This is a genomic window from Actinomyces sp. ICM47, from assembly GCF_000278725.1.
GTDB lineage: Bacteria > Actinomycetota > Actinomycetes > Actinomycetales > Actinomycetaceae > Pauljensenia.
Genome location: NZ_ALCA01000023.1, coordinates 17,120 through 41,895 on the forward strand (window position 1 = coordinate 17,120; position 24,776 = coordinate 41,895).

Consider the following 24,776-nt stretch of genomic DNA (forward strand, 5'->3'; position numbering starts at 1 on the left):
GCCCGGGCTGTCCGTGTGGTGGTTGGTCCAAGATGCTCTCCGCAATACCTGGGGCGAATCAATCTGCCGGGTCTGCGCATTGGCGGGTTAGTGCTGCCATTCGTCGGGCCCAGCTGCGCGGGCGGAGTGTTCGGTCTGCATACGGGCGCGGGTGTGAGCAGGGGGAGGTGGGGTGCAATCTGAGGTTTGTTTGGTGAGAGAGGTTGACAGGTTAGCTGGTTATATGGTTCATTAGTCATGTAATGAACCGCCGAACCGAGGAGGCTGCCAATGGCACCCACATTCGTCTCGGGGATCCCGATCTACGTGCAGATCGCCGACGACATCCGCGCACAGATCCTGCGCGGTGCCCTACGCGCCGGGGATCAGCTCACCTCCACCACGGAATACTCCGCGACCTACCGCATCAACCCAGCCACCGTCGGCAAGGCCTTCGCGATCCTCGTCGACGAGGGCCTGGTCGAAAAACGACGAGGCATCGGCATGTTCGTCGCCGAAGGCGCGCGGGATGCCCTGGTGGCCGACGGGCTCGCATCCTACGTGGAGGAGACCCTAAACCCCGCCGTCGAAGCGGGCCTCGCCCTGGGCCTCGATATCGACGCCATCATCGACCACGTCCGCGCCTACGGTGCCGACACAACCGCCAAGGACAACTCATGATCACCCTGACCTCCATCACCCACACCTACCGAGGTGAGATAGTGCCGGCTTTGCTCGACGTCTCCCTCATCCTCGGAGAATCGACTGTCACTGCGCTGGTCGGCCCCAACGGCTCGGGCAAGACGACGCTCATGCAGATCCTCGGCGGTCTGCTTGCCCCCACCTCGGGGACCATCTCCATCGACGCCGCCCAGGCCAGTGCCGACGACCTGTTCGCCGACTCGATCATGGCCTCGTCCAGCCGAGACCTCGACGATGTCCCCGCAACTATCCTGATCCAATACGCCCGTCTGCGTCCCACCTGGGACGAGCGGCTTTTCGCCCACTACGCCCGGCGCTTCGGTCTGCCGGTCCGCAGCCGCAAGACTCTTGGAAAGCTCTCCGCAGGCCAAGCGGCCGTTGTCACCGGCGCGATTGCCCTGGCATCGGGTGCGCCCATCACCCTCCTCGACGAGATCCAGGCGCCCCTGGACGTGCCCACGCGCTACGCCTTCTACGAGGAGATTCTCGCCCTGGCGGGGGAGTGCATGGAAGGAAAGCGCCCGCAGCGCCGCTTCCTCGTTTCCTCGCACATGGTCTCCGAACTTGAAAAGGTCGCCGAAGATGTCATCGTTTTGAAGAAAGGCGTGCTCCTCGCTCATGAGAGCGTCGACGACTTCACCTGCAGAGTCTGTGCACTGACCGGCCACGCCTCCGACGTCGAGCGTCTCCTCGCCGCCCGCCCGGACCTCGCCGTCATTGCCGCTCGCGAGCTGGGTCCCACGCGAGAGATCGTCGTGGACCTGCGCGGCGGCACCGTTGATGAAGCCACGCTCGCATCCCACTCCCTGACGTCCTCTCCCTGTTCTTTCCAGGACGCCTTCGCCTACCTCATCCAGGAGAACGACCAATGAGCACCGCACCCACTGTTTCCTCTCAGCCCTCGATCTGGCGACTTGGAATGGTCGACTGGCGATTCGCTTTCGGAGTGTACGCCTCGGTTGTCGTCGGTCAATTTCTCATTAACGCCACGGTGAGCGCCATCATGTACGCGACCTCCGATGACTTCTCGGGGCACGTCGATCAGGCTGCCGTCAACGCTGCCTTCACGACGGGCATCTACCTCCTCATCACACAGATCATCACGACGACGACGGACCTGCGGGCAGCGTCTCTGAGCGGCGCGTCGCGCCGCACCCTGGCACTGTCGACCTACGTGCTAAGCGCTGTCGTTATCGCCATCGCCAGTGTGATCTGGTGGGTGCTCGCCCTGGCTCAGACGCACATTTTCTTCCTGGGGAGCCTCGAGTACCCCCTCGGAGTGGACTCGTGGCTCTTTGTGGTGGTCGCTTGGATCGCCTGCGACGGGGCCGGACGCCTCATCGGTGCGGCCTCGCGCCATGGTCGAGGCCCGTGGACGGTCGCCCTCGGCATTATCGTGGCGGCTGTGCTGGGCCTAGCCGGCATCGCCGGTCCGGTCACCTGGCTGGTTCTCACGCTTGTTCATAAGTCCGGCTACCTTCCCCCGATGCACCCCGCCTTCTGGCTGCTCGGCCTCCTCACTCTCGCAGTTGCCGCTGCTGGGTGGCACCTCACCTCCACGGGTAGGATTCGCCGCCTCAACTGAACGCAAGTTCCGCTCGGGGAGCATGACCCCTCGACCCTGCCCCGGCCTCGTCCCCGATTCATCCAGGGACGAGGCCGGGGCTCTTTCTTGGGTTGTCGGACGGTCCGCGTAGCTGGCGTTGTGACTGCGGGGATCGCCGGTATTGGAGGGCCAGCGCTGAATGCACTGGCCGCCACCGATGAGGGCAGCCAATTCTGATGCTGAGGGGTTGCCGCTTTGGCTTTGCTGCGCGGAAAACCGCCGTTTGATGCGGTTATGTGTGCGTCAATGACGTGACGATGCCATCGTGCTCGATGTATGGCTTTCCCGTGATCCGCCGTCGCTGGGCGGGCATGCCTGACGGGGCCTACTCGTGCGCATGTGGATAGGTTACGACGATGTGGATAGGTTATTCACATGCGGATAGCTTAATAACCTATCCGTATGCTCATAACCTATCCGTATGCTCATAACCTATCCGCGAGCATGCCGAGCGAAGCGAACAGCAGGCTCAGCCAGAACTCCGGGCAAAATCCCGTGGAGAATTGCGGGGGAGGGCGCTGCAGGGATCGGCTAGAACTCCAAGTGCACACCTGTGGTGGGATCCATGAGCGCACAAGCGGGGAGAAACCGCCCCAAACAGCGGTTATCGACTAGTATCAATGGCGACACGACAGCCAGTCGTGCCCCAGATACTCAAGGAGTGACAAGTGGCTAAGGGACCTTCCCGCCTCGACAACGTGATCAGCCTGGCCAAGCGCCGCGGCTTCGTCTTCCCCTGCGGTGACATCTACGGTGGCACCCGCTCCGCGTGGGACTACGGTCCGCTCGGCGTGGAACTGAAGGAAAACATCAAGCGCGCCTGGTGGAACGCTATGGTCCGCCGCCGCGCTGACGTCGTCGGCCTGGACTCCTCCGTCATCCTCCCGCGCGAAGTGTGGGTTGCCTCCGGCCACGTCAAGGCCTTCACCGACCCGCTCATCGAGTGCCTCAACTGCCACAAGCGCGCCCGCGAGGACCAGCTCATCGAAGAACTCGCCGAAAAGAAGGGCGTCGAAGAGTCCTCCCTGACCACCGCTGACCTCGCCTGCCCCAACTGTGGCGTGCGCGGCCAGTGGACCGAACCCCGCGCATTCTCCGGCCTGCTCAAGACCTACCTGGGCCCCGTCGACGACGAGGCCGGCCTGCACTACCTGCGCCCCGAGACCGCTCAGGGCATCTTCATCAACTACGCGAACGTCATGAACGCCGCGCGCAAGAAGCCGCCGTTCGGCATCGGCCAGATCGGCAAGTCCTTCCGCAACGAGATCACGCCCGGCAATTTCATCTTCCGTACCCGTGAGTTCGAGCAGATGGAACTCGAGTTCTTCTGCGAGCCCGGTACCGATGAGGAATGGCACCAGTACTGGATCGACTACCGCAAGGCCTGGTACGTGGACCTCGGCATCGACCCGGAGAACCTGCGCGAGTATGAGCACCCCAAGGAGAAGCTCTCGCACTACTCCAAGCGCACCGTCGACCTGGAATACCGCTTCGGCTTCCAGGGCAGTGAGTGGGGCGAGCTCGAGGGCATCGCCAACCGCACCGACTACGACCTGAGCGTCCACTCCGAGGCCTCCGGCGCGAAGCTCGACTACTTCGACCCCAACACCAAGGAACGCTGGACCCCCTACGTCATCGAGCCCTCCGCGGGTCTGACCCGTTCCCTCATGGCTTTCCTCATCGAGGCCTACCACGAGGACGAGGCCCCCAATGCCAAGGGCGGCGTCGACAAGCGCGTCGTGCTCAAGCTGGACCCGCGCCTGGCCCCCGTCAAGGCCGCCGTCCTGCCCCTGTCCCGCAAGCCCGAACTGACCGGCCCCGCCCAGGAGCTGGCCGACGAGCTGCGCGGCATCTGGAACGTCGACTACGACGACGCCGGCGCCGTGGGACGCCGCTACCGTCGCCAGGACGAGATCGGCACGCCGTTGTGCATCACCTACGACTTCGACTCGATCGAGGACCACGCCGTCACCATCCGTGAGCGTGACACGATGGAGCAGGTGCGCATTCCGCTCGACACGGTCAAGTCGTACCTGATCGAACGCCTGGGCTGCTGATTTGTCCATAGCCTCAACGTCCGCAGCGGCCCCGCTTCGCGTGGGGCCGCTGCGCCTGTGGACGCCCGTCGTCCTGGCCCCCATGGCCGGGGTGACAGACGCGCCCTTCCGACGCCTGTGCCGCATCATGGGCGAGTCGGGCCTGCCCGACCACCTGCGACCCACCGGCATCCCCTCCTGGGCCGCCGAACCGGGGGAGAGGGCCACGGCCTCGTCCCCTCAGCCCCCGCGCGATGGTGCGGGCGAACCGCGCCACGTTGCCATCCCGCGCGTGGACGCGCCCGCAGGCCTGTACGTCACCGAGATGGTGACCAGCCGCGCGCTCGTCGAGGAAAACGAACGCACCCTGGAGATGGTGCGCCCCGACCCCGCCGAACGCGTGCGCTCCCTGCAGCTCTACGGCGTTGACCCCGCCGTCATGGCCCGCGCCGCGACGATGCTCGTCGAGCGCGACCTCACCGACCACATCGACCTGAACTTCGGGTGCCCCGTCCCCAAGGTCACGAAGAAAGGCGGGGGAGCGGCCCTGCCCTGGAAGCGCGACCTGTTCATCGACCTCGTCGCCGCCGTCGTGCGCGCCTGCGACCAGGCCGGGGAGCGCGCGGGACGCGAGATCCCCGTGACCGTCAAGATCCGCATCGGCATCGATGCCGAACACGAGACCGCGACCGACGCCGCCCTGGCCGCGCAAAAACTGGGTGCCGCCGCGCTCACCCTGCACGCGCGCACCCAGAACCAGCACTACGCGGGACGCGCCCACTGGGACGAGATCGCGCGCCTGAAGGAGCTGCTCGACATCCCCGTCTTCGGCAACGGCGATGTCTTCGAGGCCGCCGACGCCCTGGCGATGCTGGAGTGCACCGGCTGCGACGGCATCAGCGTCGGGCGCGGAGCCCAGGGACGCCCCTGGATCTTCCGCGACATCGTCGCCGCCTACCACGGCGGGGCCATTCCGGCTGGCCCTAGCCTCGCCGAGGTCGTCTCCGTCATCGAGCGCCACGCCGCCTGGTGCGTCGTCGACCAGGGCGACGAGAGGCGCGCGCTGCGAGAGATGCGCAAACACATCGGATGGTACCTGCGCGGTTTCGCCGTCGGCGGCCCTCAGCGTCACGCCCTCTCCATGGTCTCCACCCTCCAAGAGCTGCACGATCGCCTCGAGGATCTTGACCTCAACCAGGCGTTTCCGCCCGCAGCCCGCGGGCCGCGAGGGCGAGCCGGAGGCGAAAAAACACCCCACCTGCCCGACGGCTGGTTGGACCACCCCTACCTCACGCAGCGCGAACGAGAGCGCCTGCACCTGGCAGAAATCGGATACTAAGCGAAGGAATCATGCCTCACTCATCTGCGCCCGACCCCGACCCTGCGCCCGGATTCGTCACCATCGGACGAGCCGCCAAAAAGGCGACCCTCGGGGGACGCACCCAGGTGATCGTGCCCGTCAGCGGTGACGCGCGCGCCCTCACTGATCAGGTTGGTGCGCTCGCGTCCTGCCGCGCTGACATCGTCGAGTGGCGAGCCGACACCTACCTGTTCTCCCTGGTGGGCTCACACTTCGTGGCCGCCTCCGAGGTCGCCGACGACCTCGTGCGCATGGCCCGCTACGTCGCGGACGCCTCGCCCCTGCCCATCCTGGCGACCATCCGCACCTCCGTCGAAGGCGGCGAAGCGTCCCTGGACGACGAGGAGTACTGCGCCCTCGTGACGGCCCTGGCTCCCCACGTCGGAGGCGTCGACGTGGAGATCAGGCGAGACGGGTCTTCGGCGCTCATCGAAGACGCTCATGTGGCCGGCGCGCTCGTCATCGGCTCATTCCACGACTTCGAAGGGACCCCCAGCGACGACCAACTCGCCGAGGTGCTCGCCGACATGAACTACGCGGGTGCCGACGTCCTCAAGTTCGCCTGCATGGCCCACAGCGCCACCGACGCCGCCCGCGTACTCGGTGCGCAGGCCTGGGCGCGCGAGGCCTACGACCGTCCCGTCATCGGCATCGCCATGGGATCCAACGGCGCGCCGACGCGCCTGGTCGGCTCTGCTCTCGGATCGGCCGCGACGTTTGCGACCTTGCCCGGTGCCGAGGGGAGTGCCCCCGGACAGTTCACCATTGAGCAGGCCCGAGCGGTCCTCGACATTGTCGAGGGCTTCGAGGCCTAGAGACATGTGTGGGGGCGGGCCACCAGGCCCGCCCCCACAGCTATGTCAGCGACACGCTAGGAACGCTCACGCCTCCTTGGGAGCCACCGTCACAACCGTGTCAGAGATTCCAACCGGGCCGGGAGCAGCCGGGGTGACCTCGCCGAACTTCTTCTTGTTCGTCACGACCATCGGGGTGATGGTGTCGTAGCCGGCCTCGCGGATGACGTCCCAATCGACCTCAGCCAGGACATCGCCACGCTTGACGATGTCACCCTTCGAGACGCGGGGCGTGAAGCCCTTGCCGTCCAGCTTGACCGTGTCCATACCGATGTGGATAAGGATCTGGACGCCGGAGGCGGACTTGAGGCCGTAGGCGTGGCCGGTCGGGTAGGCGACCGTCACCTTGCCGTCGCAGGGGGCGACGACGACCGCGTGAGCGGCGGGGGAGATCGCGATTCCGGGGCCGAGCGCGCCGGAGGCAAAGGCCTCATCATTGACGTCCGAGAGCGCAACCAGCTCACCTGCCATGGGGGAGGTCAGCGTCAGGTCAGCCTTGGCCTCGTCGCTGAAAGACGGGGCAGGGGCAGCCTCAGTGGCCGGTGCGGTCGCCTCAGCGGCAGCATCCTCATTGGCCGGTGCGGCAGCGGCAGCGGCGGCGGGAGCGGCGGAGACGCCAGCCTTCATGGCTTCCTTCTTCTCGCGAGCCACAGCCTTCTGCTCCTTCGTGCGGTAGTCGAAGAAGACGACCATCAGGAAAGCAGTAGCGAACGCTGCCAGGATGCCCAGACCGTAGACGGCCATGGGGGTGAAGACGGGGATCGTCAGCAGCGAGGTGAACACGAAGGTGTTCGTGGTTGCGCCGCCGCCGATACCGATGACCAGGCCGCCGACGACACAGCCGGTGAGCATGAGCGGGTAGATGCGCTTGAAACGCAGGTGAATACCGTAGAGGGACGGCTCGGAGATACCGCCGAAGAGGCCCGCGGCCAGAGCACCGGACGCCGTCTGACGCATGTCGGCGTCACGGTCGCGGATCGACAGGAAGAGCACGCCGGCGGTGGCACCGAAGCAGGCGAAGTTCCACGCGCCCATGGGGCCCTGAATGAAGTCGGAGCCGGTCGAGGCGATGTTGGCCAGCTGCAGGGCGTTGAGCGGCCAGTGCAGGCCGAGCGGCACCAGGAAGGGGTAGATGATCGGGATGATGATCGCGAAGACGATGGGGGCGTGGCCGTTGAGCCAGGCCAGGCCGCTGCCCAGGCCGTTACCGATCCAGATCGACAGGGGGCCGATCAGGAAAGCCGTCAGCGGCATGATGATGACGAAGGAGATGAAGGGGACGAACACCATCTGGACGTTCGAAGGAACGATCTTCTTCAGGCCCTTGTAGACCAGAGCCAGGATCGGCACCATCAGCAGCGGCACGAAGACCTGGCCGCCGTAGTCGGACAGCTGCAGGGGCAGGCTGCCAATCTGGGTGACGCACTGCTCGGTGCCCAGGGCATTCGTCGTGCAGGTCGTCTCGGCGAACGAGGCGGCGTTGCTCAGGCCCGTGAAGTTGGGGGTGAGCAGCGACAGGATAACGGCCGTGCCGACCCACGGGTCGATGTCCAGCTTCTTGGATGCGTTGTAGGCGACCATGGCGGGTAGGAAGTAGAAGACCGCGCGCCACATGGAGTTCACGTAGCCCAGCCACGCGGGAATGGTTTCCGCGCGGGTGTCGACGATGTGCAGGGCGTCGAGGACCGCCAGGAACGCCAGGATCAGGGAGGCTCCGAGCAGGACGGGCAGCAGGGGGCGGAACGAGTCGGACAGGTACTCGAAGAACGCGTCGACGAGAGCGTTCTTACCACGCGCCTTCGCGCGGGCGGCGGCCTTAACGTCGTCGTTGGAGGCTGCGGTGCCTGACTTCATCGAGGGCAGGTTGTTGATCTCGTTGAAGACCGACTGAACGGCACCGCCAATGACGATCTGGTAGCGGTCACCCGACTGGGGCACGGCTCCGAGAACGCCGTCGATGTTCTCGACCGTGTCCTTGTCGACGACGGAGGCGTCACGCAGCTCAAAGCGGAGGCGCGTGGCGCAGTGGGTAAAGTGAGTGATGTTGCCGGGACCACCGACTGCATCGAGGATTTCCTGTGCCGTGTTGGACACGGGGGACTCCTTCCGTGAATGAGATTCGACGCTGAATGCGACTCCTGAGGTTTAGCATGTTTGAACAAATGAGGAAAGCTCCGCTGGGGTATCTCACAGTAACAATTTGGTAAATTTTCGACATTTGCTGCAACGAGGTCGCGGCAGGTGAGCAAAAAACGCTGAACGGGCGTTTCTTGTCAATGCCTTTTATTCCAGATCAAAACCCATTGGAGCCTTCTCGCAATCTTCTCATCCCCTTCTTTCTTTGATCGGACATTCTTGGTATCAGAGATTGATGAGGAAGAGGGGGGCCTCATCGTGACGAGGCCACCGTCCGTGCGGTTCTATCGCTCATACGCCTCGGGTCACGCGGGGCTTTCCGAGCACTGATCACGGACGAGGCCGTGGCGCGCTCGCGGGGTAGGTGTCCAAGTGCGGGGGCACTGGCCGCGTACCATAGGCCCGTGAACGAGTTTTCTTTGGCAATCCCGGGTGTCGATGGCACTGACGCGGCCTCCCCGTACAGCCCAGCCGATTCTGAGCGCTGGGTGCCCGAGGACCACAAGTCGTCGGCGCGCACCGAGTTCGAGCGCGATCGCGCGCGCATCCTGCACTCCTCGGCGCTGCGTCGCCTGGGCGAAAAGACGCAGGTGCTGGGTCCGATTTCGGACGATTTCGTGCGCACACGCCTCACCCACTCTCTGGAGGTTGCCCAGGTGGGCCGTGAGCTCGGCAAAGAGCTGGGGGCTGACCCGGACGTCGTGGATGCCGCGTGTCTGTCCCACGATCTCGGGCATCCGCCCTTCGGGCATAACGGCGAGCGTGCCCTGGATGCTGCTGCGGCCTCGATTGGCGGTTTCGAAGGGAACGCCCAGACCCTGCGTGTCGTCACCCGATTGGAACCCAAGGTGATCGGCGCGGGAGGTGTGCCCGCGGGCCTGAACCTGACGCGCGCGACGCTGGACGCGATCTGCAAGTACCCGTGGGTCAAGTCGGGTGGCCCAGACCTGGCCAAGTCGACGCGCAAGTTTTCGGTCTACCCGGACGACGCGCCCGTGTTCGCATGGATGCGCCAGGGCGCGCCGGCGGGCAGGCGCTGCCTGGAGGCCCAGATCATGGACCTGTCCGACGACATCGCCTACTCGGTGCACGATATGGAGGATGCGGTCGCGACCCGCAAGCTCGACCCCGCCGACCTGTTCGACGACGTGCACTGCGCAGCCGTCATCGCCTCGACGCTGGACTGGTACGGTCCGGCGGTCGCGCGTTCGGACCTGGAGGATGCGCTCGAGCGCATCGTGTCCATGCCCGTGTGGCTGCGCTCCTTCGACGGCTCCTACGCGTCCCTTGCCCACCTCAAGGATGCGACGAGCGAGTTGATCGGCCGCTTCTGTTCGGCGACCGTCGCAGCCACGCGCGAGACCTTCGGTGATGAGCCGCTGGGCCGCTACCGTGCGGACCTGGTCGTGCCGCGGCAGGTGCGCGCCGAGATCCAGATCCTCAAGGGCATGGCCGTCCACTACGTCATGAGTCCGCGCGAGAGTGAGCCGGTGTACTACCAGCAGCGCACGCTCCTGGCGGACCTGGTCGACGCCCTGTACGAGGCCGGGGCCGACTCCCTTGAGCCGGTGTTTGCCGCGCAGTGGCGGGCCGCCTCCGATGATCGCGTGCGCCTGCGCGCGGTCATCGACCAGGTTGCTTCGCTCACCGACGTCTCGGCCTCGGCCTGGCACGCGCGCCGGTGCGGGATGCTGTCCTCGCAGCTCTAAGCACAATCGGACCACGCGCGCGGGTGGGCCTCGGTAGACTGAAGCCATGGCGGGTCTGATTCGCAAGGACGATATCGAAGCGGTACGTAACGCAGTGAAGATCGATGAGATCATCGGCGAGCACGTAGCGCTGCGACCCGCGGGCATCGGCTCCCTCAAGGGCTTGTGCCCCTTCCACGACGAGCGCACCCCGTCCTTTAACGTGCGCCCCCACCTGGGCATGTTCCACTGCTTCGGGTGTGGGGAGAGCGGCGACGTCATTTCCTTCGTGCAAAAGATCGACCACCTGCCCTTCACCGAGGCCGTGGAGATGCTCGCGCAAAAGGCGGGGATCACGCTCCACTACGAGGAGGGCGGCACCCGCGTGCGCACGGAGGAGCCAGGCAAGCGCCAGCGCCTCCTGGACGCCCACCGCGTCGCCGAGGAGTTCTACTGCAAGCAGTTGGGCAGCAACGAAGCCCACAAGGGCCGCGAGTTCTTGGCTAAGCGCGGCTTCAACCAGGCGATGTGCGAGCATTTCGGGGTCGGCTACGCCCCGGCCTCGTGGGATTCGCTCACCCGACACCTGCGCTCGAAGGGCTTCACGGACCAGGAGATCCAGGTCGCGGGCCTGGGCACGACCGGCAGCCGCGGCATCTACGACCGTTTCCGTGGGCGCCTGGTGTGGCCGATCCGCGACATTACGGGCGCGACAGTCGGTTTCGGTGCCCGTCGCTTGGACGACAATGACAAGGAGTCACCCAAGTATCTGAACACCCCCGAGACGCCGATCTATAAGAAGTCGCAGCTTCTGTACGGGCTAGATTTGGCGAAGAAGTCGATCGTGACGCAACACAAGGTGGTCATCGTCGAGGGCTATACGGACGTTATGGCCGCGCACGTCGCGGGCGTCACGAACGCGGTGGCCACGTGCGGTACCGCCTTCGGATCGGAGCATGTGCGCATCATCCGCCGCCTGCTGGGCGACCATGCGGACCCTGCCGCAGGCGTCGTGCTCTCCAGCGGGCGCGCCCACGGCTCCGAGGTCATTTTTACTTTCGACGGTGACAGCGCGGGGCAGAAGGCCGCATTGCGCGCGTACGGGGAGGACCAGAACTTCGCGGCGCAGACCTTCGTGGCGGTGGCGCCGGGCGGCCAAGACCCGTGCGACCTGCGCCTGTCCCAGGGCGACCAGGCGATCGTCGACCTGGTGAACTCGCGCATCCCCCTTTTTGAGTTCGCGATCCGCTCGGTCCTGTCCCAGATGGACCTGCGTAGCGCCGAGGGGCGCGTGCAGGGCCTGCGCGCCTCGGCTGGCATCGTCGCGCACATCAAGGACCTGGCCCTGCGCGCAGAGTACACGCGCCAGCTTGCCGGATGGCTCGGCATGGACATGCGTACGGTCGAGCAGGCGGTGCGGGCGGCGGGCCGCGTTGAGGTGATGACCCCCGGTCCGCGCCCTGGAGAGATCGAGATGGCCGGCGCGGGTCGCCCTGCCCCCGCTCCCGTGCGCCGCGGCCCCGAGGATCCGGTGACCCGCGTCGAGCGCCAGGCCCTCGAGGCGGTCTTACAGCACCCGCTCTACGTCGTCGGCTCCGGATTCGAGGAGCTGGACGGCCAAACCTTTACCGTGCCCACGCACCGCGCCGTCCACGACGCGATTCGTGCGGTCGGTGGCCTGGACGCCTTCACGCAGATGATGCGCCAGGCCGAGGCCCACTTCGGCCCCGGCGACAACGCGACCCTGGCGGCGTCACGTCACTTCGTCCAGGTCATCCTCGACGCGGCGGGCGAGTTCATCGGCCCTGCCGTCACCGAACTGGCGGTCAACCCCCTGCCCGTCGCGGGCGAAGCCGACGTGCGCTCCTACTGCCGCGGCGTCGTCGCGGCCTTGGTTCGCATGGACCTCACCAGACAGTTAGGTGAAACACGTGCGGCCCTGTCGCGCATGAATGAGGAGGATCCGCAGTACTCTGAGGTCTTCCGGTCGCTCATGCGTCTGGAACAACGCAGGCAAAACTACACCGAAAGGGATTAATACAACATGGCAGAAGTGGAGAGCTTCACTCTGGACCATACAGCCGTGAAGGCGCCCTACGTGCGCCTCATCAACGTGGAGGCCGGCCCGAAGGGCGATCAGATCTCGAATTTCGACGTGCGCTTCGTCCAGCCCAACAGCGGCGAAATCCCGAGCTCTGGTCTGCACACGATCGAGCACCTGCTCGCCTCTCTGCTGCGTGACCGCATCGACGGCGTCATCGACTGCTCGCCGTTCGGCTGCCGCACGGGCTTCCACCTCATCATGTGGGGCACCCCCTGCGTCAAGGAGGTGACTGCCGCTATCGCCTCGTCGCTGCACGCCATCGCCGAGGAGGCGACCTGGGAGGACGTTCCGGGCACGGACGTGTACTCCTGCGGCAACTACCGCGATCATTCGCTGTTTAGCGCGCGCGAGTGGAGCCGGACGATCCTCGAGCAGGGTCTGTCCATCGACCCCTTCGAACGCGTCTTCATTGTTCACTGATCGTCGCCACATGATGCCGGGACCCAGCCGTGAGGTTGGGTCCCGTCTTCATGCGTGGGGGTACAGCGCGAGGGTGAGGCGAGCGCAGGCGCGCCCCGGCCTCGTCGATCAGTCGAGGCCGACCGCCTCGCGCACGCTGGCCTCCAGGGCGCTCGCCGCGCGCTGACCGGTACCGCCCAGCGGACCGTCCGCCGTCAGCACCGAGAAGAGTCCGTCGGGGCCCCGGCGCACCCACGCCGTGATCGTCGTCCCCGCGTCCGTTTCCGTCTGGGCGTGCATGACGATCGAGTGGTTGACGTACTCGCTCGTCTGACGCATGAAATCCGACGGGTCACCCGCGGTGCGCCCGGCCAGGGGAGTGCGCGCCGGGTCCACCCACTCCAGCGCGAAGAGTTCGCCCTCCGCCTCCCAGCGCGCCCGCGCCACGTCGTACCACGGGAAGACCTCGGGAGTGGGTGTCTCGTCGCCGGACGAGGCCTGGGTTCCGAAGACGCATAGGCCCGACTTCGCGGCCGCCAGCCAGCGCCCGTCCTGAAGCTCCAGGCTGGGGCAGCGGCGCTCGCGGGAGGGCAGGGCGGAGGCGAGGGACTTGGGGAGAGTCGTCATGCGTTGATCGTATCCTTTCTCCGCATTGGTGTGCACAGGCCTATGCGTACGTGAAAGCGTACGATATGATGGGAGTGGAAAGGAAAGATCATGACTGCTGTGAGTGCCACTGCCGCCCGCTCGGACCTGTACCGGCTTATCGACACCGTGAATGAGGAGTCAACCCCGATCACGATCACCGGCCGTCGTGGGAATGCCGTGCTCATTGGCGAGGCCGATTGGTCTGCCATCCAGGAGACCCTCTACCTGCAGGGGATTCCGGGAATGACGGACAGCCTGAAGGAAGCCACTCGTGAGGACCTTGACGATGCCCTCGATGACGTGGAGTGGTAGTCGTGTGGCGGGTCGTTTTCTCCAAGCAGGCCGCGAAGGACGCGAAGAAGCTCTCTGCCAGCGGACTCAAAGCGAAAGCGCAGGCTCTCATTGAGGTTCTGACAGAGGATCCTTTCGCGGTGCCTCCCCGCTACGAGCGCCTCGTGGGTGACCTCGCCGGGATGTATTCGCGCAGAATTAACATTCAGCACAGGCTCGTCTATGAGGTCTTCGAAGAGGAGCGCACTGTCCGCGTCCTGCGCATGTGGACGCATGACGAGTGAGTCTTCCCCCGGGTGAGAACCTCCACAGGAAGTGGGGGAGTGGGTCACATTCCGAAATCAACCGACCGCAATGCGGACGGCGGGCATATTCTGGCTTCATCTTTGTGAAAAAACCACGACAGGAGGCCTCATGGCATCGACGCAGCACACCCCCACGGAACTTGAGGCTGCTGGCGACCTGGTCCTGCCCGCCGCCGATGAGCTGGCTGGCCGTTTTCCCCTGACCCCCAACGCGCACCCGGCGACGCCGGAAGAGTACGACGAGATCATGTCGACCCTGGCTTTTGGCAAGAAGTTCACGGATCACATGGCCCACATGCGCTGGACCCGCGAGGGCGGCTGGAGTGACCGCGGCGTCATCCCCTACGGCCCGCTCGAGCTGACCCCCGGCACCTCCGTCTTCCACTACTGCCAGTCCGTCTTCGAAGGCATCAAGGCCTACAAGCGCGAGGATGGCTCCGTGTGGACCTTCCGCCCCGGCTACAACGCCGCGCGCCTGAACCACTCCGCCCGCCGCCTGGCTCTGCCCGAGCTGAGCCGCGAGGACTTCGTGGCCTCCCTCGTGGACTACGTGCGCGCCGACGTGAAGTGGGTTCCCGACGCCGAAGGCTCCTCCCTCTACCTGCGCCCCTTCGTGTTCGCCTCCGAGGAGTTCGTGGGCGTGCACCCCGCGGGTGTTGTCGACTACTACGTCATCGGTTCTCCCTCGGGTCCCTACTTCAAGGGCGGCCTGTCGGGCGTGGCCATCTGGGTGGAGCGCGAGTATCACCGCGCCGGCCCCGGCGGCACCGGCAGCGCCAAGGCGGGCGGCAACTATGCGGCCTCCCTGCTGCCCCAGATCCAGGCCGAGGCCAAGGGCTTCTCCCAGGTCTGCTTCCTGGACACCTACGAGGGCAAGTACCTTGAGGAGCTGGGCGGCATGAACATGTTCGTCGTCATGGCAGATGGTACCATCCGTACCCCCGAACTCACCGGCGTCATCCTCGAGGGTGGCACGCGCAGTGCGATCCTGCGCATGCTGCGCGACGAGGGCGTGGACGTGCGCGAGGAAAAGATCGCCCTGTCCGAGGTCGTGGACGGCATCCGCTCGGGCGCCGTCGCCGAGGTCTTCGCCTGTGGCACGGCCGCTGTGGTCACCCCGATCACGCGCCTGGCTGGCGACGACTTCGATGTGGAGATCGCGGTGGGGGACAAGACCCGCGAGATCCACAAGCGCCTCACTGACATTCAGTGGGGTCGCGCCGAGGATCCTTATGGCTGGACGTACCGCCTGGCCTGAGCGTCATCGCCTGAGGGAGCCACGGCCTCGTCAATGGACGAGGTCGTGGTTTCTTTTTGCGGTCACAGCGCGGCATGGATTCTTCCTGACAGTGGTGTCAGAACCTAACTAAGGCTATCCTTGGTTATGGACGCTCGTGTGCGTCGTGTTGATAGGAGAACGATGAAACGCGTGATCGTTGTTGCCTGCTCGTGGGCAGCGGCTCTGTGCCTGGCGCTCGCCTACCTGGTGATCGGCTGGGGCATCGATGATATTGCGGGAAACAATGCCTGGTCGACGTGGTGGATCGCCCTCGCAGCTTCCCTGGGATCGGGCTTCTTTGCGTGGGCCGTCAGCGCCCTCGGGGCGAGCGCTATGAAGCAGCTGGAACCTAGGCTGCGCCACTCGATGATCCGACAGGTCTTTGCCCTGGGTCCGACGCAGCGCACCAGCGAGCGGGCGGGTCGCGTCGTCAACTCTGCGACCGACGGCGTCGAGCGCGTCGCCGCCTACAAGGGTATTTTCCTGGCCCCCATGATCGCGTCGCTGACGACGCCGATCCTCGTCGTCATTGTCGTCGCCCTGACCCTCGACCCTGCGTCCGGCGGATTCCTCGCTATCGCGATCCCGCTCGTGCCGATCTGCGTGCTGGGCTTCCGCAAGGCATTCAAGCCGGTGTCCTCGCGCTATCGTCACGCCTCGCGTCAGCTGGCCGCCAAGGAACTCGACGCGATCCAGGGCTTGGGTGACCTGGCCCTCATGAACGCGGGCAAGGACATGGGGAAGCGCCTGGCTGATGCCGCCGAAGAGGTGCGCTCGAAGGTCATGAGCTACCTGGCTGGCAATCAGCTGATCCTCCTCGTCATCGATTCCGTCTTCTCCCTGGGTATGATCACCGGCGCGATCACGCTGGCCCTCATCCGCTACGAGCAGGGGGCGCTGAGCGTCGGCGGCGCCATCTCCCTTGTGTTGCTCTCCTCGATCATGCTTGATCCGCTGGACCGCATCGGTCAGTTCTTCTACATCGGCATGGGCGGCATCGCCGCCAACAAAGAAATCAAGAAGTTTAACGCTCAGATTCCTGCCGTTATGGACCTTGAGGGGGTCAAGGTCCCCGCGAAGCCAGCCAAGCCCGGCGAGATCCGCCTGGAAGATGTGTCCTTCGCGTACACGCAGGGCACCCCGGTCCTGCAGGGGGCCAGCCTGACGATCTCTCCCGGAGAGCACGTCGCCCTGGCTGGTCCCTCGGGTGCGGGCAAGTCCACCGTCTCCGCCCTGCTCCAGGGCTACCTGCGCCCCAGGAGTGGTCATGTGAGCCTCAACGGAGTGGACCTGGCAGATGCACCCCTGTCGTGGGTGCGCGCTCAGAGCGCCGTCGTCGAACAGAGCACCTACCTGTTCTCCGGCACGCTGCGAGAGAATCTCCTTCTCGCGGCTCCCACGGCGACCGACGCTCAGCTCATCGAGGCCCTGCGCGCCGCGCACCTCGGCGACTTCTACGAGGCCCTGCCCGGTGGCCTGGACGCCCGCGTGGGTGCCCGAGGCCTGGCCGTGTCGGGTGGCGAGGCCCAGCGCATCGCTATTGCCCGCGCCTTCCTGAAGAATGCGTCGATCATGATCCTGGACGAACCCACCGCGCACGTGGACCTGGCATCCGAGCGCGAAATCCTGGCATCCCTCGACACCGTGTGCGCCGGGCGCACCACCCTGACGATCTCTCACCGAGACGCCACCATCAAGGGCGCTGACCGCGTCGCGACGCTCCAGGAAGGAACGATCCGATGACCCGCAGGAAACTCTCTCTTCGGCTCCTGTCGATCACTCGCCGCGTCCTGCCGCCGTTGGCCGCCTCCATTGTGGCGCGCGTCGTATTCCTCATGATCGGCGTCTGCCTGTTCGCCCTGGGGGGCTGGGCGGTCGCGAGCCTGGCCGCCGGCACCAGCGCGTGGTCGATCCCCGTTATTATTGTGTGCGCCGTGGTTCTCAGCCTCCTCAAGGGCGGTGCCCGCTACCTCGAGCAGTTCGCCGGACACTTCGTGGCCTTCCACTGCCTGGCGATGCTACGCAACTACTTCTACGATCAGCTTGAACCTCAGGCCCCCGCGGGCACGGACCGCCTGGATTCGGGCGACATCATGAACCGCGTGACGAAGGACATCGACCGCGTCGAGGTTTTCTTCGCCCACACGCTCGCCCCCGTCACCACAGCCGTCATTGTGCCGATCCTGACGCTCGTGTGGATGGGCATGACCGTGTCCTGGGCGGTTGCCGCCGTCCTGGGTCCCTTCCTGGTCGTTGTTGGAGCGATCATCCCGTTCCTGGGATCGAGCTCGACCGCTCGTGCGGCCCGCGAGCTGCGCGACGCACGAGGCGCGCTCGCCGCCCATGTCACCGACTCGGTGCAGGGCGTGCGCGAGGTCCTGGCATTTGGCGCGCAGGAGCGGCGCGAGGCCGAGATGGATGACATCGAGGCGCACATAGACTCCGGGCTGGGTATCCAGGGCCGCTGGATCGCCCTGCGCCGCGGCCTCAACCAGGCCGCCGTGGCCGTCGGCATCGTCACCGTCGCCATGGTCGCGGGTTCCGAGTACCTCGGCGGTGCCCTGACCCTGCCCCAGGTGGGCCTGGCCATCGGCATCGCTATGGGGTCTTTTGGCCCGGTTCTCGCTGTCGAAGAGTTCGCCGCCGACCTGGATCAGGCCTTTGCCTCGGCCGCCCGTGTCTTCGCGATCACCGACCGCGCCCCGGCCGTCGCAGACCCCGCGAACCCGGTGCCGCTTGCCCCCGGCGACATCGTGATCAGCGACGTGACCTTCGCTTACCCGACGGATGAGGACGCGCCCGGCCCCGCCCCTACCGTCCTGGATGGCGTCAGCATCCGCATTCCCGCCGGAAAACGCACCGCTATCGTGGGGGCCTCCGGATCGGGCAAGTCGACGCTTGCCTCGCTGCTTACCCGCACGTGGGACCCTGCCTCGGGCACGGTCACTATCGGTGGCACGAACGTCGCTGACGCCTCCCTGACGGACCTGCGCTCCACGGTCGCCTACGCGCCCCAGCGCCCCTACCTGTTCAACGACACGCTGCGCGCCAACCTGCTCCTGGCAGCCCCCGACGCCACCGACGAGGACCTCGAGTCTGCTCTAGAGGCCGTGGACCTCACCGACTGGCTGGCCACGGAAAAGGACGGCCTGGACACGGTCGTCGGTAACATGGGCGAGCGCCTCTCGGGCGGCCAGCGTCAGCGCCTGGCCCTGGCGCGTGCGCTCCTGCGAGACGCACCCATTGTCGTCCTCGACGAGGCCACCAGCCAGGTCGACCCGGCCACCGAGGCGCGCGTGCGCGAGGGCATCGGCCGCGTCGCCGCCGACTCCACGATTGTTGAAATCGCTCACCGCATCAGCGCCGTGCGCGACGCCGACCAGATCATCGTCATGGACGCCGGCCGCGTCATCGAGACGGGCACGTACGCCGAGCTGCACGCCCGAGGAGGCGCGCTCGCCGCGCTCGAGGCGCGCGAAACCGACGCTCAACCCAGGGCCTGACGGACGCAAGCGGCGCGGGGGATGGGGCTACGGCCTCGTCCCCCGCGTCTTTGCGTGCTCGCTCGCGATAGGATGCACCCTATGGAAAAACTGATCGGCTGGACAAAAGCTGACGCGTGGGGTTCCACGAACGCGATCCCCGAGTTCCTGGGCGCTGCCGCCGGGGACGATCCCGTGTCCGAGGTGTGGTTCGGCACCCACCCGGATGGGCCGACGCTGCTGACGAGCGGCGACACGCTCGCGGAGCACATCGCGGCGGACCCCAAGCGCGCGCTGGGCGGCGGCCTGCTCTACGCCTTCGGCTCGACGCTGCCGTACTTGGCGAAGATCATCGCGCCCGCCCAAACCCTCTCCCTGCAGGTGCATCCGACGAAGGAGATCGCTCGCGAGGGATACCTGCGCGAGGAGGTCCTGGGGATTGAGCGCACGGATCCGCGCCGCGTTTACCGGGACATGAACCACAAGCCGGAGATGATCTACGCGCTCACCGAGTTCAGCGCGCTCGTCGGCTTCCGCGTGCCGCGTAAGGCGCGTGAACTCCTCGTGGGGCTGGAGGGTGAGCTGGCCGAGCGCCTGCGTCACCGCCTCAAGCTCTCGACCGTGCGCGGCGGCTTGCGTTCCCTGGCGACCTGGCTTTTCGACGAGGATTCCCCGGCGACCCCTGAGCTCGTCGAAGAGTTCGTGGAGGCGTGCCGCTGCCGCCTCGCGTCGGGCACGTCCCCCTCGCCGCGCACTGATACGCTCGTGAGTGTCCTGGGGGAGAAGCACCCGGGCGACCCGGGCATTATCGTCGCGTTCCTCATGAACCCGGTGTCGTTGCGCCCCGGCGAGGCCGTCTACATTCCGCCGCGCCAGATCCACGCCTACCAGTCGGGCCTGGGTATCGAGGTTATGGCGTCCTCGGATAACGTCGTGCGCGCGGGCCTGACCCGCAAGTACGTGGATTCCGCGCAGCTCGTGGAGATCACTGAGTTTTCGGCGCTGCCGCCCGTGCGTGTGGCACCCGAGCACCCCTCGGCGACGACGGACCGCTTCCTGGCACCCGCCCAGGAGTTTGATCTGTCCGTTACGACGCTGGCCCCCGGCACGCACACCTCCCGCGTCGATGAGGTGGCCGTGCCCGGTGAGGGGCCGCGCATCATCATCGCAACCTCCGGGTCGGTCACGCTGCACGTGAGCGAGGAGCAGGGCGGAGACAGCGTCGAGCTTGGCCGTGGCGAGGCCGTGTTTGTCTCCGCGGCTGAGCGTCGCGTGTGGGCGTACGGTACGGGTTCGTTCGTTCAGGTTGCTGCCCCCTGATCGGGGTGAGCCGCCACGCGAGGACGAGGCCGTGGCTGATTCCGTTGTCAAGTCGTCCCACGTGGTGGTCTTGGTTTGTGAAAAAGTCTTGGTCGTCCTGACTTTTCGCCTAAACTAGAGGTCGGGCCTCGGCTCCGCTCGCTGCGACGAGGTCCGCTTGTCAATCGCAGTGCGGGTACCGCGTGGGGGTACCCGCACTGCGATTCTCTGTATGCCTCAGAAAACGCCGCTCACCCAGTCGGCCAGGGTCTTACACGTGTCGGCCAGCTCGCCCTCATGGGCGTCGTACCCGGCCACGATATCTTCCGTGTCGACATGCACGTTATTCTCTGCCCACACGGTCGCGGTCTCGCGCGTGACCTCGGGGTGGAATTGCACGCCGAGGGCGGTCCCGTACGAAAAAATCTGCGTGTACTTGTCCGAGCGTGCCCACTCGCGCGCGCCGCGGGGCAGCGCGACGATGGCGTCGCCGTGGTCGGCGAAGACCGTGTGGGTCGAGGCTAGGGCCATACGCAGGGGGACAGCTCCGCCTCCGCCCGCCTGATCGTTCGTGCCCCACACCAGGGAGATCACGCCGTATTCCGGACCCGCCGGGTCAGCGACGCTCACGCGCCCGCCGAAAGTCGCGGCAATCAGCTGAGCACCCAGGCAGATGCCGAGGACCCTCACGTTCGCGCGCACGCAGCGGCGCACGAGCTGGCGCTCGGCTTCCAGCCACGGCCACGCCTCATCGTCGTAGGCGTTCGCCCGGCCACCCAGCAGGATGAGGGCACCCGGCAGGGGAGCGGCGGCCAAGTCGCTGAGGCGCTGCGGGTCCTCCCAGGCGCGCACCACCTCGTGACCGCCGAGGAAGGCGGACAGCTGACCCACCGGGACAATCGGGTCGTTTTGAATCACGAGGACACTCATACACCAATTGTAGTTGCGATCACGCGTATATACCTACCGGCCTTTGAAGAAGAGGAACAGGTGGCGCTCGCGGATCGACATGGCGGTGATTGCGATACCGATGAGCGTCCACGACGCGGCACACAGGCCCTCGGCCCCCACCAAGCGCATGAGGTCGGCGCGATCACCGGGTGCTGCTCCGCTCAGGATCGTGAGGCATATACCGGAGGTGACGATACACGCGCCACCCACCCACGCCACGGCCTCGACCAGTTGAAGGAACGTCGTATCCGACGTGCGGAGCCCAGCGTGCAGAGCCGAGGCAATCTCCAGGCGACGCCACCACGTGGCGGCAGCCCCCAAGGTCAGGCCGATGGCGCTCGCGGCGATCCACGCCCACCAGGTTGGCCTGTGCGTTAGTCGCCCGGCCGCGTCGAAAGTCGTCCCGCGCGTAGGGTTCATGGCTAGGACCTGGGCGTTCTGGTCGTTGCTTCCAACGAGGGTTGAGCGCGCCAAGGCATCCACGTCGTCGCTGTGCGGCCAGGATTCGAACCAGCACTCGTCGAAGGTCCCCATCGCGGGCACGGGGGCGAGCACTGCGTAGGCGTAGCCGGGACGGCGCCCGTCGTTCTCGTCCCACGGGTAGGTGCCCGCGACCTCGGCCTGCCCGTGTGCGAGGGGGAGAAGGGTTCCGTGAGGTGTGCTGAGGTCCTCGGCTACCCGTTCGGGGAGCAGAATGCCCGTCGGATCAGCCGTTGTCGTCCCCAGGAGAGAGGCGATTCCGGGCGTGACCTCGTACAGGGGGAGCGACGAGGCCGGAAGGGCGAGCGGAGACAACCCGGATTCGACCGAGCGAACGGCTCCCGCGCGCACCCCGGGGATTCGCGACAGGGCCTCGCAGGCGGCTCCGTCGATGCCGCCCTGTGCCTGAAGGACTCGCACCGATCCTAGATGGACACGGAAAGAGGCCGCCTCAACGCTGACGGAACGAAGAGAGAACGCGTCCGCGCAGATGACGCCTCCGACCAGGGCGGTGGCCAGGACGGTCAGAATCCCGACGCGTGCCGTCCCGCTCAGGCAGTCCCTCCACGCCTCGGACAGGAGTGCTCGCCACGAGAGCGCGCTCATTGTTGCTCCTCCTCGTCCTGGAAGTTGGCGAGGTCAATGACGGTGTCGCACTGCGCGCGAATCGACGGATCGTGCGTCGCGATCACGACGCTCACCCCGTCCTCGCGCAGAGAGCCGAGCGTGGAGGCGATGTCGCGAGCCGTGGACTGATCAAGCTGCGCGGTCGGTTCATCCACGAGGAGCAGTGTGGGGGCGCAAGCAAGCCCACGCGCGAGGAGCACACGCTGCGCTTCGCCGCCCGACAGATCCCGAAAAGGGCGGGTCGCCAGATGCGCGAGATTGAAAGCGTCGAGGAGCCGGTGTGCCTCCACATCGGCCTGCGCCCGGCTCATGCCACGGGCCAACAGGGGCAACGCAACGTGGTCAATGGCGCTGCGCGCGCGAACGCCGAATGGGTTCTGGAAGACCCACGCAATGCGGGGACTCTGTGAACCAGGCGGACGGGGGACGGTGATCGTTCCCTCGGTCGGAGTCTCCCATCCCGCGATCAGCGACAGCAGCGTTGACTTGCCAGAACCAGACGGGCCGATGATGGCGGTGAGGGCACCGTCCTCGCAGCGGGCGCTGAGATGGCGAAAGAGCCACGGGGTGGCAGCGAACTTGTGCCCGACGTTGTCTAGCTCGACGGACATGAGCGTCCCTCAACGGCGGTATCGACGGCGGAGAGCGGGGTAGATGGCAAGACGTAGGTTCGGCCAAGCTGGGAAGAAACGACGGAGACGGGAATTGGCGTGCCGCTTGCAAAGACGCACGCGTTCGTCGCGTCTCCGATCACTGAGGCCGGCGGGATGACCGTGACGGTGATGGGGGCGGCGAGCTTCCAGGAGACGGGCAGCTGAACGGGTCCATCGCCGCTCGGGGTGGAACGGACGAAGTCCGTGTATTCGCGCGAGGACAGGATCGTCGCCGTCAGGGTGGGGTCGGTGATGACGCCGTCAGAGGGAACCGGGTAGTCCGTGTCCCCCAGGGTGATGACGTGGTCCGCAGGATAGGCGTCCGGTGGGACGGAGAGGCGCAAAGAGTCGCGGGAGTCCTCAAGGGCGAGGAGAACCGTCTGCGTATCGACGCTGTCACCCAGGCGAACGGCGACCGACGAGGGAGTGACGGTCGGCGCGGGAATCCACAGGACGTGAGAGGCCTCGATGCGGGAGGGGACACCTCCGGCTCCGTCGTTCACGCCCATCGCCGAGGCCAGGGCCGCTCGCGTGGCGGCCGTGACCCGGTCAGATTCCGCGGGAGCCGCATACCCGAGCCGAGCAAGCTCAGCGTTCAGGGCCGCGATATCTGGTCCCGCGGCTCCGTCCACCACGTCCTGATAGAGAGGAGTGGACAGGGCTAAGGCAAGAAGGGGAAGGCCATCAATCTCGCAGGGGAGAGAACCCGACGTGACGGGAGTTCCCGTCGCCGCCTGGAGGGCCGTGATGCGCCCGGCGATGGGGGAGGTGAGTTCGTGAGGCGAGGCCGGGGGGATCGTGAGGGTGAGGGAGCGCGTATCGGTGAACTCGCGGGTGGTGACGGGGACCGTCGACGGGACGGATGGCGAACTCAGCGAGGCCGGGGTGGGCGGCGATGCGATGAGAATACCCGCGCTGACCCCACCCGCACCGGCGATGAGGGCGACGAACGCGGTGAGGGCGAGCCAACGGCGAGAAGACGCCATCTCAACTCCTGAGGGTGGTTGTGGTCATGTGCTGGGGTCTTCGAGGCATCGGTGCAAAATGTTGGGCCCCTGGGATGGGTCGATGAAAGGCAGTGCGCTGTCGAGAGGCGTTCCGCTCTCGCGAGCGCGCGCGAATTCTTGGACCGTGAACGACGGCTCAACCGCCTTATTACGGATCAAACACTGCGTGAACAGCTCGTTGAAATCCCGGTGATCCGGGTTGACTCGCATGTCGAACTCGAGCGCCTCGATGATCGGCTCACCGGCATCGATGGAACAGGCGGAGATGAATTCTTGTTGCTGTTCCTCAGATATGGAGGAGCCAACCGGCTGATCGGGGACGCTCAGCGTGCCGCCCGGGCCAAAAGACGCGCCGGTGACGCCCTTGTCTGTCAGGCAGCTCAGCACGCGCTGACGCATGTCCTGGAGTTCTGCCTCGCTGATGGAAGAGTCGGCGAGGACAGATTGAACGAATTCGTTGGACGCCCACTCATTGCGCGCCTGCTCAATGTCAGCCGCCCACGGCCCCTCCGCCGCAGGTGTGGTCTGTTGACAGCCGCATACTGTGGCGACGGCGACAACAACGGCTGCGAGCAGACCAGCGCGCGAACGGATGATGTGCGTGCCCTCCCTGTTGTGCGCTCCCATGATGTTCTCCCTTGAACAGTTGGAATCCGGGTGCCTTCTCACAGGATAGCGAGGAAGCACCTCTGTCACCTGTATGACAGGAAGGTGAGTTGGAAGTTCGGCATGCACGTGCCCCGGACGTGCTGCAGCCCCCAGTCCCGGAACCCGACGCGGCGTGCGATCCCCACCGCGGCGAGCCGACCCAGAATTGGGGGCTGCAACACGCGTTTAATTGTGTGAGGCAAAGCTCAAAGAATGGGGAGCTTTGCCTGAGAAAAGCCTGG

The 24,776-nt window shown here is 66.1% G+C and carries 22 protein-coding genes; 15 read left to right on the forward strand and 7 right to left on the reverse strand.

What is annotated here, in order from left to right:
• The first annotated feature begins 270 nt into the window (after positions 1 to 270).
• The 6 genes from HMPREF1136_RS01265 (at position 271) to aroD (ending at position 6,498) form a co-directional block, all read left to right on the forward strand.
• Positions 271 to 660 carry a GntR family transcriptional regulator gene (locus tag HMPREF1136_RS01265; protein ID WP_009647514.1) on the forward strand — a complete coding sequence of 130 codons (390 nt, stop codon included), beginning with the start codon at positions 271 to 273 and terminating at the stop codon, positions 658 to 660.
• Entirely contained in the window at positions 657 to 1,553 is an 897-nt protein-coding gene (locus HMPREF1136_RS01270; protein WP_009647511.1) for an ATP-binding cassette domain-containing protein, read from the forward strand. Before HMPREF1136_RS01265 ends, HMPREF1136_RS01270 begins: the two co-directional genes overlap by 4 nt.
• Positions 1,550 to 2,266, forward strand: coding sequence for a hypothetical protein (locus HMPREF1136_RS01275; protein ID WP_009647504.1), 717 nt, complete (start codon positions 1,550 to 1,552; stop codon positions 2,264 to 2,266). The genes HMPREF1136_RS01270 and HMPREF1136_RS01275 overlap by 4 nt, the downstream gene beginning before the upstream one ends.
• A 689-nt stretch (positions 2,267 to 2,955) precedes the next feature.
• Positions 2,956 to 4,344, forward strand: a complete 1,389-nt coding sequence (locus tag HMPREF1136_RS01280; protein WP_009647499.1) for a glycine--tRNA ligase — start codon at positions 2,956 to 2,958, stop codon at positions 4,342 to 4,344.
• Between the two features lie 82 nt (positions 4,345 to 4,426).
• Positions 4,427 to 5,662 (forward strand): tRNA dihydrouridine synthase DusB, encoded by a 1,236-nt coding sequence (dusB, locus tag HMPREF1136_RS01285; protein WP_051023500.1) that lies wholly within the window; start codon positions 4,427 to 4,429, stop codon positions 5,660 to 5,662.
• Positions 5,663 to 5,673: 11 nt separating this feature from the next.
• Positions 5,674 to 6,498 (forward strand): type I 3-dehydroquinate dehydratase, encoded by an 825-nt coding sequence (gene aroD / locus HMPREF1136_RS01290; protein WP_009647492.1) that lies wholly within the window; start codon positions 5,674 to 5,676, stop codon positions 6,496 to 6,498.
• A 66-nt stretch (positions 6,499 to 6,564) separates the two neighbouring features.
• Here aroD and HMPREF1136_RS01295 read toward each other — a convergent pair whose 3' ends face one another.
• Positions 6,565 to 8,631, reverse strand: a complete 2,067-nt coding sequence (locus HMPREF1136_RS01295; protein WP_009647490.1) for a glucose PTS transporter subunit IIA — start codon at positions 8,629 to 8,631, stop codon at positions 6,565 to 6,567.
• 446 nt (positions 8,632 to 9,077) lie between these two features.
• Here HMPREF1136_RS01295 and HMPREF1136_RS01300 point away from each other — a divergent pair, with 446 nt between their 5' ends.
• The 3 genes from HMPREF1136_RS01300 to HMPREF1136_RS01310 are packed head-to-tail and all read left to right on the forward strand — an operon-like array spanning position 9,078 to position 12,885.
• Positions 9,078 to 10,382, forward strand: a complete 1,305-nt coding sequence (locus HMPREF1136_RS01300; RefSeq protein ID WP_034504362.1) for a deoxyguanosinetriphosphate triphosphohydrolase — start codon at positions 9,078 to 9,080, stop codon at positions 10,380 to 10,382.
• Between the two features lie 46 nt (positions 10,383 to 10,428).
• On the forward strand, positions 10,429 to 12,399 hold the full coding sequence (gene dnaG, locus HMPREF1136_RS01305; protein ID WP_009647478.1) for a DNA primase: 1,971 nt from the start codon (positions 10,429 to 10,431) through the stop codon (positions 12,397 to 12,399).
• Between the two features lie 6 nt (positions 12,400 to 12,405).
• Positions 12,406 to 12,885 (forward strand): S-ribosylhomocysteine lyase, encoded by a 480-nt coding sequence (locus HMPREF1136_RS01310; RefSeq protein WP_034504364.1) that lies wholly within the window; start codon positions 12,406 to 12,408, stop codon positions 12,883 to 12,885.
• Between the two features lie 108 nt (positions 12,886 to 12,993).
• On the opposite strand, the gene HMPREF1136_RS01315 is transcribed toward HMPREF1136_RS01310, so the two are convergent.
• The gene (locus HMPREF1136_RS01315; RefSeq protein WP_009647485.1) at positions 12,994 to 13,491 is read right to left on the reverse strand and encodes a hypothetical protein; all 498 of its coding nucleotides are present in this window, start codon (positions 13,489 to 13,491) and stop codon (positions 12,994 to 12,996) included.
• A gap of 90 nt (positions 13,492 to 13,581) precedes the next feature.
• On the opposite strand from HMPREF1136_RS01315, the gene HMPREF1136_RS01320 reads away from it, so the two are divergent.
• The 6 genes from HMPREF1136_RS01320 (at position 13,582) to manA (ending at position 20,189) form a co-directional block, all read left to right on the forward strand.
• Positions 13,582 to 13,824, forward strand: coding sequence for a type II toxin-antitoxin system Phd/YefM family antitoxin (locus HMPREF1136_RS01320; RefSeq protein WP_009647502.1), 243 nt, complete (start codon positions 13,582 to 13,584; stop codon positions 13,822 to 13,824).
• A 2-nt stretch (positions 13,825 to 13,826) separates the two neighbouring features.
• Positions 13,827 to 14,087: a Txe/YoeB family addiction module toxin gene (locus tag HMPREF1136_RS01325; protein WP_009647493.1), complete on the forward strand. Its 261-nt coding sequence runs from the start codon at positions 13,827 to 13,829 to the stop codon at positions 14,085 to 14,087.
• 130 nt (positions 14,088 to 14,217) lie between these two features.
• The gene (locus HMPREF1136_RS01330; protein WP_009647491.1) at positions 14,218 to 15,366 is read left to right on the forward strand and encodes a branched-chain amino acid aminotransferase; all 1,149 of its coding nucleotides are present in this window, start codon (positions 14,218 to 14,220) and stop codon (positions 15,364 to 15,366) included.
• A gap of 162 nt (positions 15,367 to 15,528) precedes the next feature.
• Entirely contained in the window at positions 15,529 to 17,130 is a 1,602-nt protein-coding gene (locus HMPREF1136_RS01335; RefSeq protein ID WP_034504368.1) for an ABC transporter ATP-binding protein/permease, read from the forward strand.
• A complete protein-coding gene (gene cydC, locus HMPREF1136_RS01340) occupies positions 17,127 to 18,890 on the forward strand; it encodes a thiol reductant ABC exporter subunit CydC (RefSeq protein WP_009647506.1) in 1,764 nt (587 codons plus the stop codon). The genes HMPREF1136_RS01335 and cydC overlap by 4 nt, the downstream gene beginning before the upstream one ends.
• Before the next feature lie 81 nt (positions 18,891 to 18,971).
• The gene (manA, locus tag HMPREF1136_RS01345; RefSeq protein ID WP_009647481.1) at positions 18,972 to 20,189 is read left to right on the forward strand and encodes a mannose-6-phosphate isomerase, class I; all 1,218 of its coding nucleotides are present in this window, start codon (positions 18,972 to 18,974) and stop codon (positions 20,187 to 20,189) included.
• Positions 20,190 to 20,405: 216 nt separating this feature from the next.
• Here the strand turns inward: manA and HMPREF1136_RS01350 are convergent, their stop codons facing one another.
• From HMPREF1136_RS01350 to HMPREF1136_RS01370, 5 genes are read right to left on the reverse strand one after another with little or no spacing between them, the layout of a single operon-like run.
• Complete coding sequence (locus HMPREF1136_RS01350; RefSeq protein ID WP_034504371.1) at positions 20,406 to 21,098, reverse strand: type 1 glutamine amidotransferase; 693 nt, start codon at positions 21,096 to 21,098, stop codon at positions 20,406 to 20,408.
• Positions 21,099 to 21,131: 33 nt separating this feature from the next.
• Complete coding sequence (locus HMPREF1136_RS01355; RefSeq protein WP_009647510.1) at positions 21,132 to 22,205, reverse strand: hypothetical protein; 1,074 nt, start codon at positions 22,203 to 22,205, stop codon at positions 21,132 to 21,134.
• Complete coding sequence (locus tag HMPREF1136_RS01360; protein WP_009647482.1) at positions 22,202 to 22,837, reverse strand: ABC transporter ATP-binding protein; 636 nt, start codon at positions 22,835 to 22,837, stop codon at positions 22,202 to 22,204. Before HMPREF1136_RS01360 ends, HMPREF1136_RS01355 begins: the two co-directional genes overlap by 4 nt.
• The gene (locus HMPREF1136_RS01365; protein ID WP_009647513.1) at positions 22,822 to 23,865 is read right to left on the reverse strand and encodes a hypothetical protein; all 1,044 of its coding nucleotides are present in this window, start codon (positions 23,863 to 23,865) and stop codon (positions 22,822 to 22,824) included. The genes HMPREF1136_RS01360 and HMPREF1136_RS01365 overlap by 16 nt, the downstream gene beginning before the upstream one ends.
• 24 nt (positions 23,866 to 23,889) lie before the next feature.
• Positions 23,890 to 24,513, reverse strand: a complete 624-nt coding sequence (locus HMPREF1136_RS01370; protein WP_009647495.1) for a hypothetical protein — start codon at positions 24,511 to 24,513, stop codon at positions 23,890 to 23,892.
• Between the last annotated feature and the right edge of the window lie 263 nt (positions 24,514 to 24,776).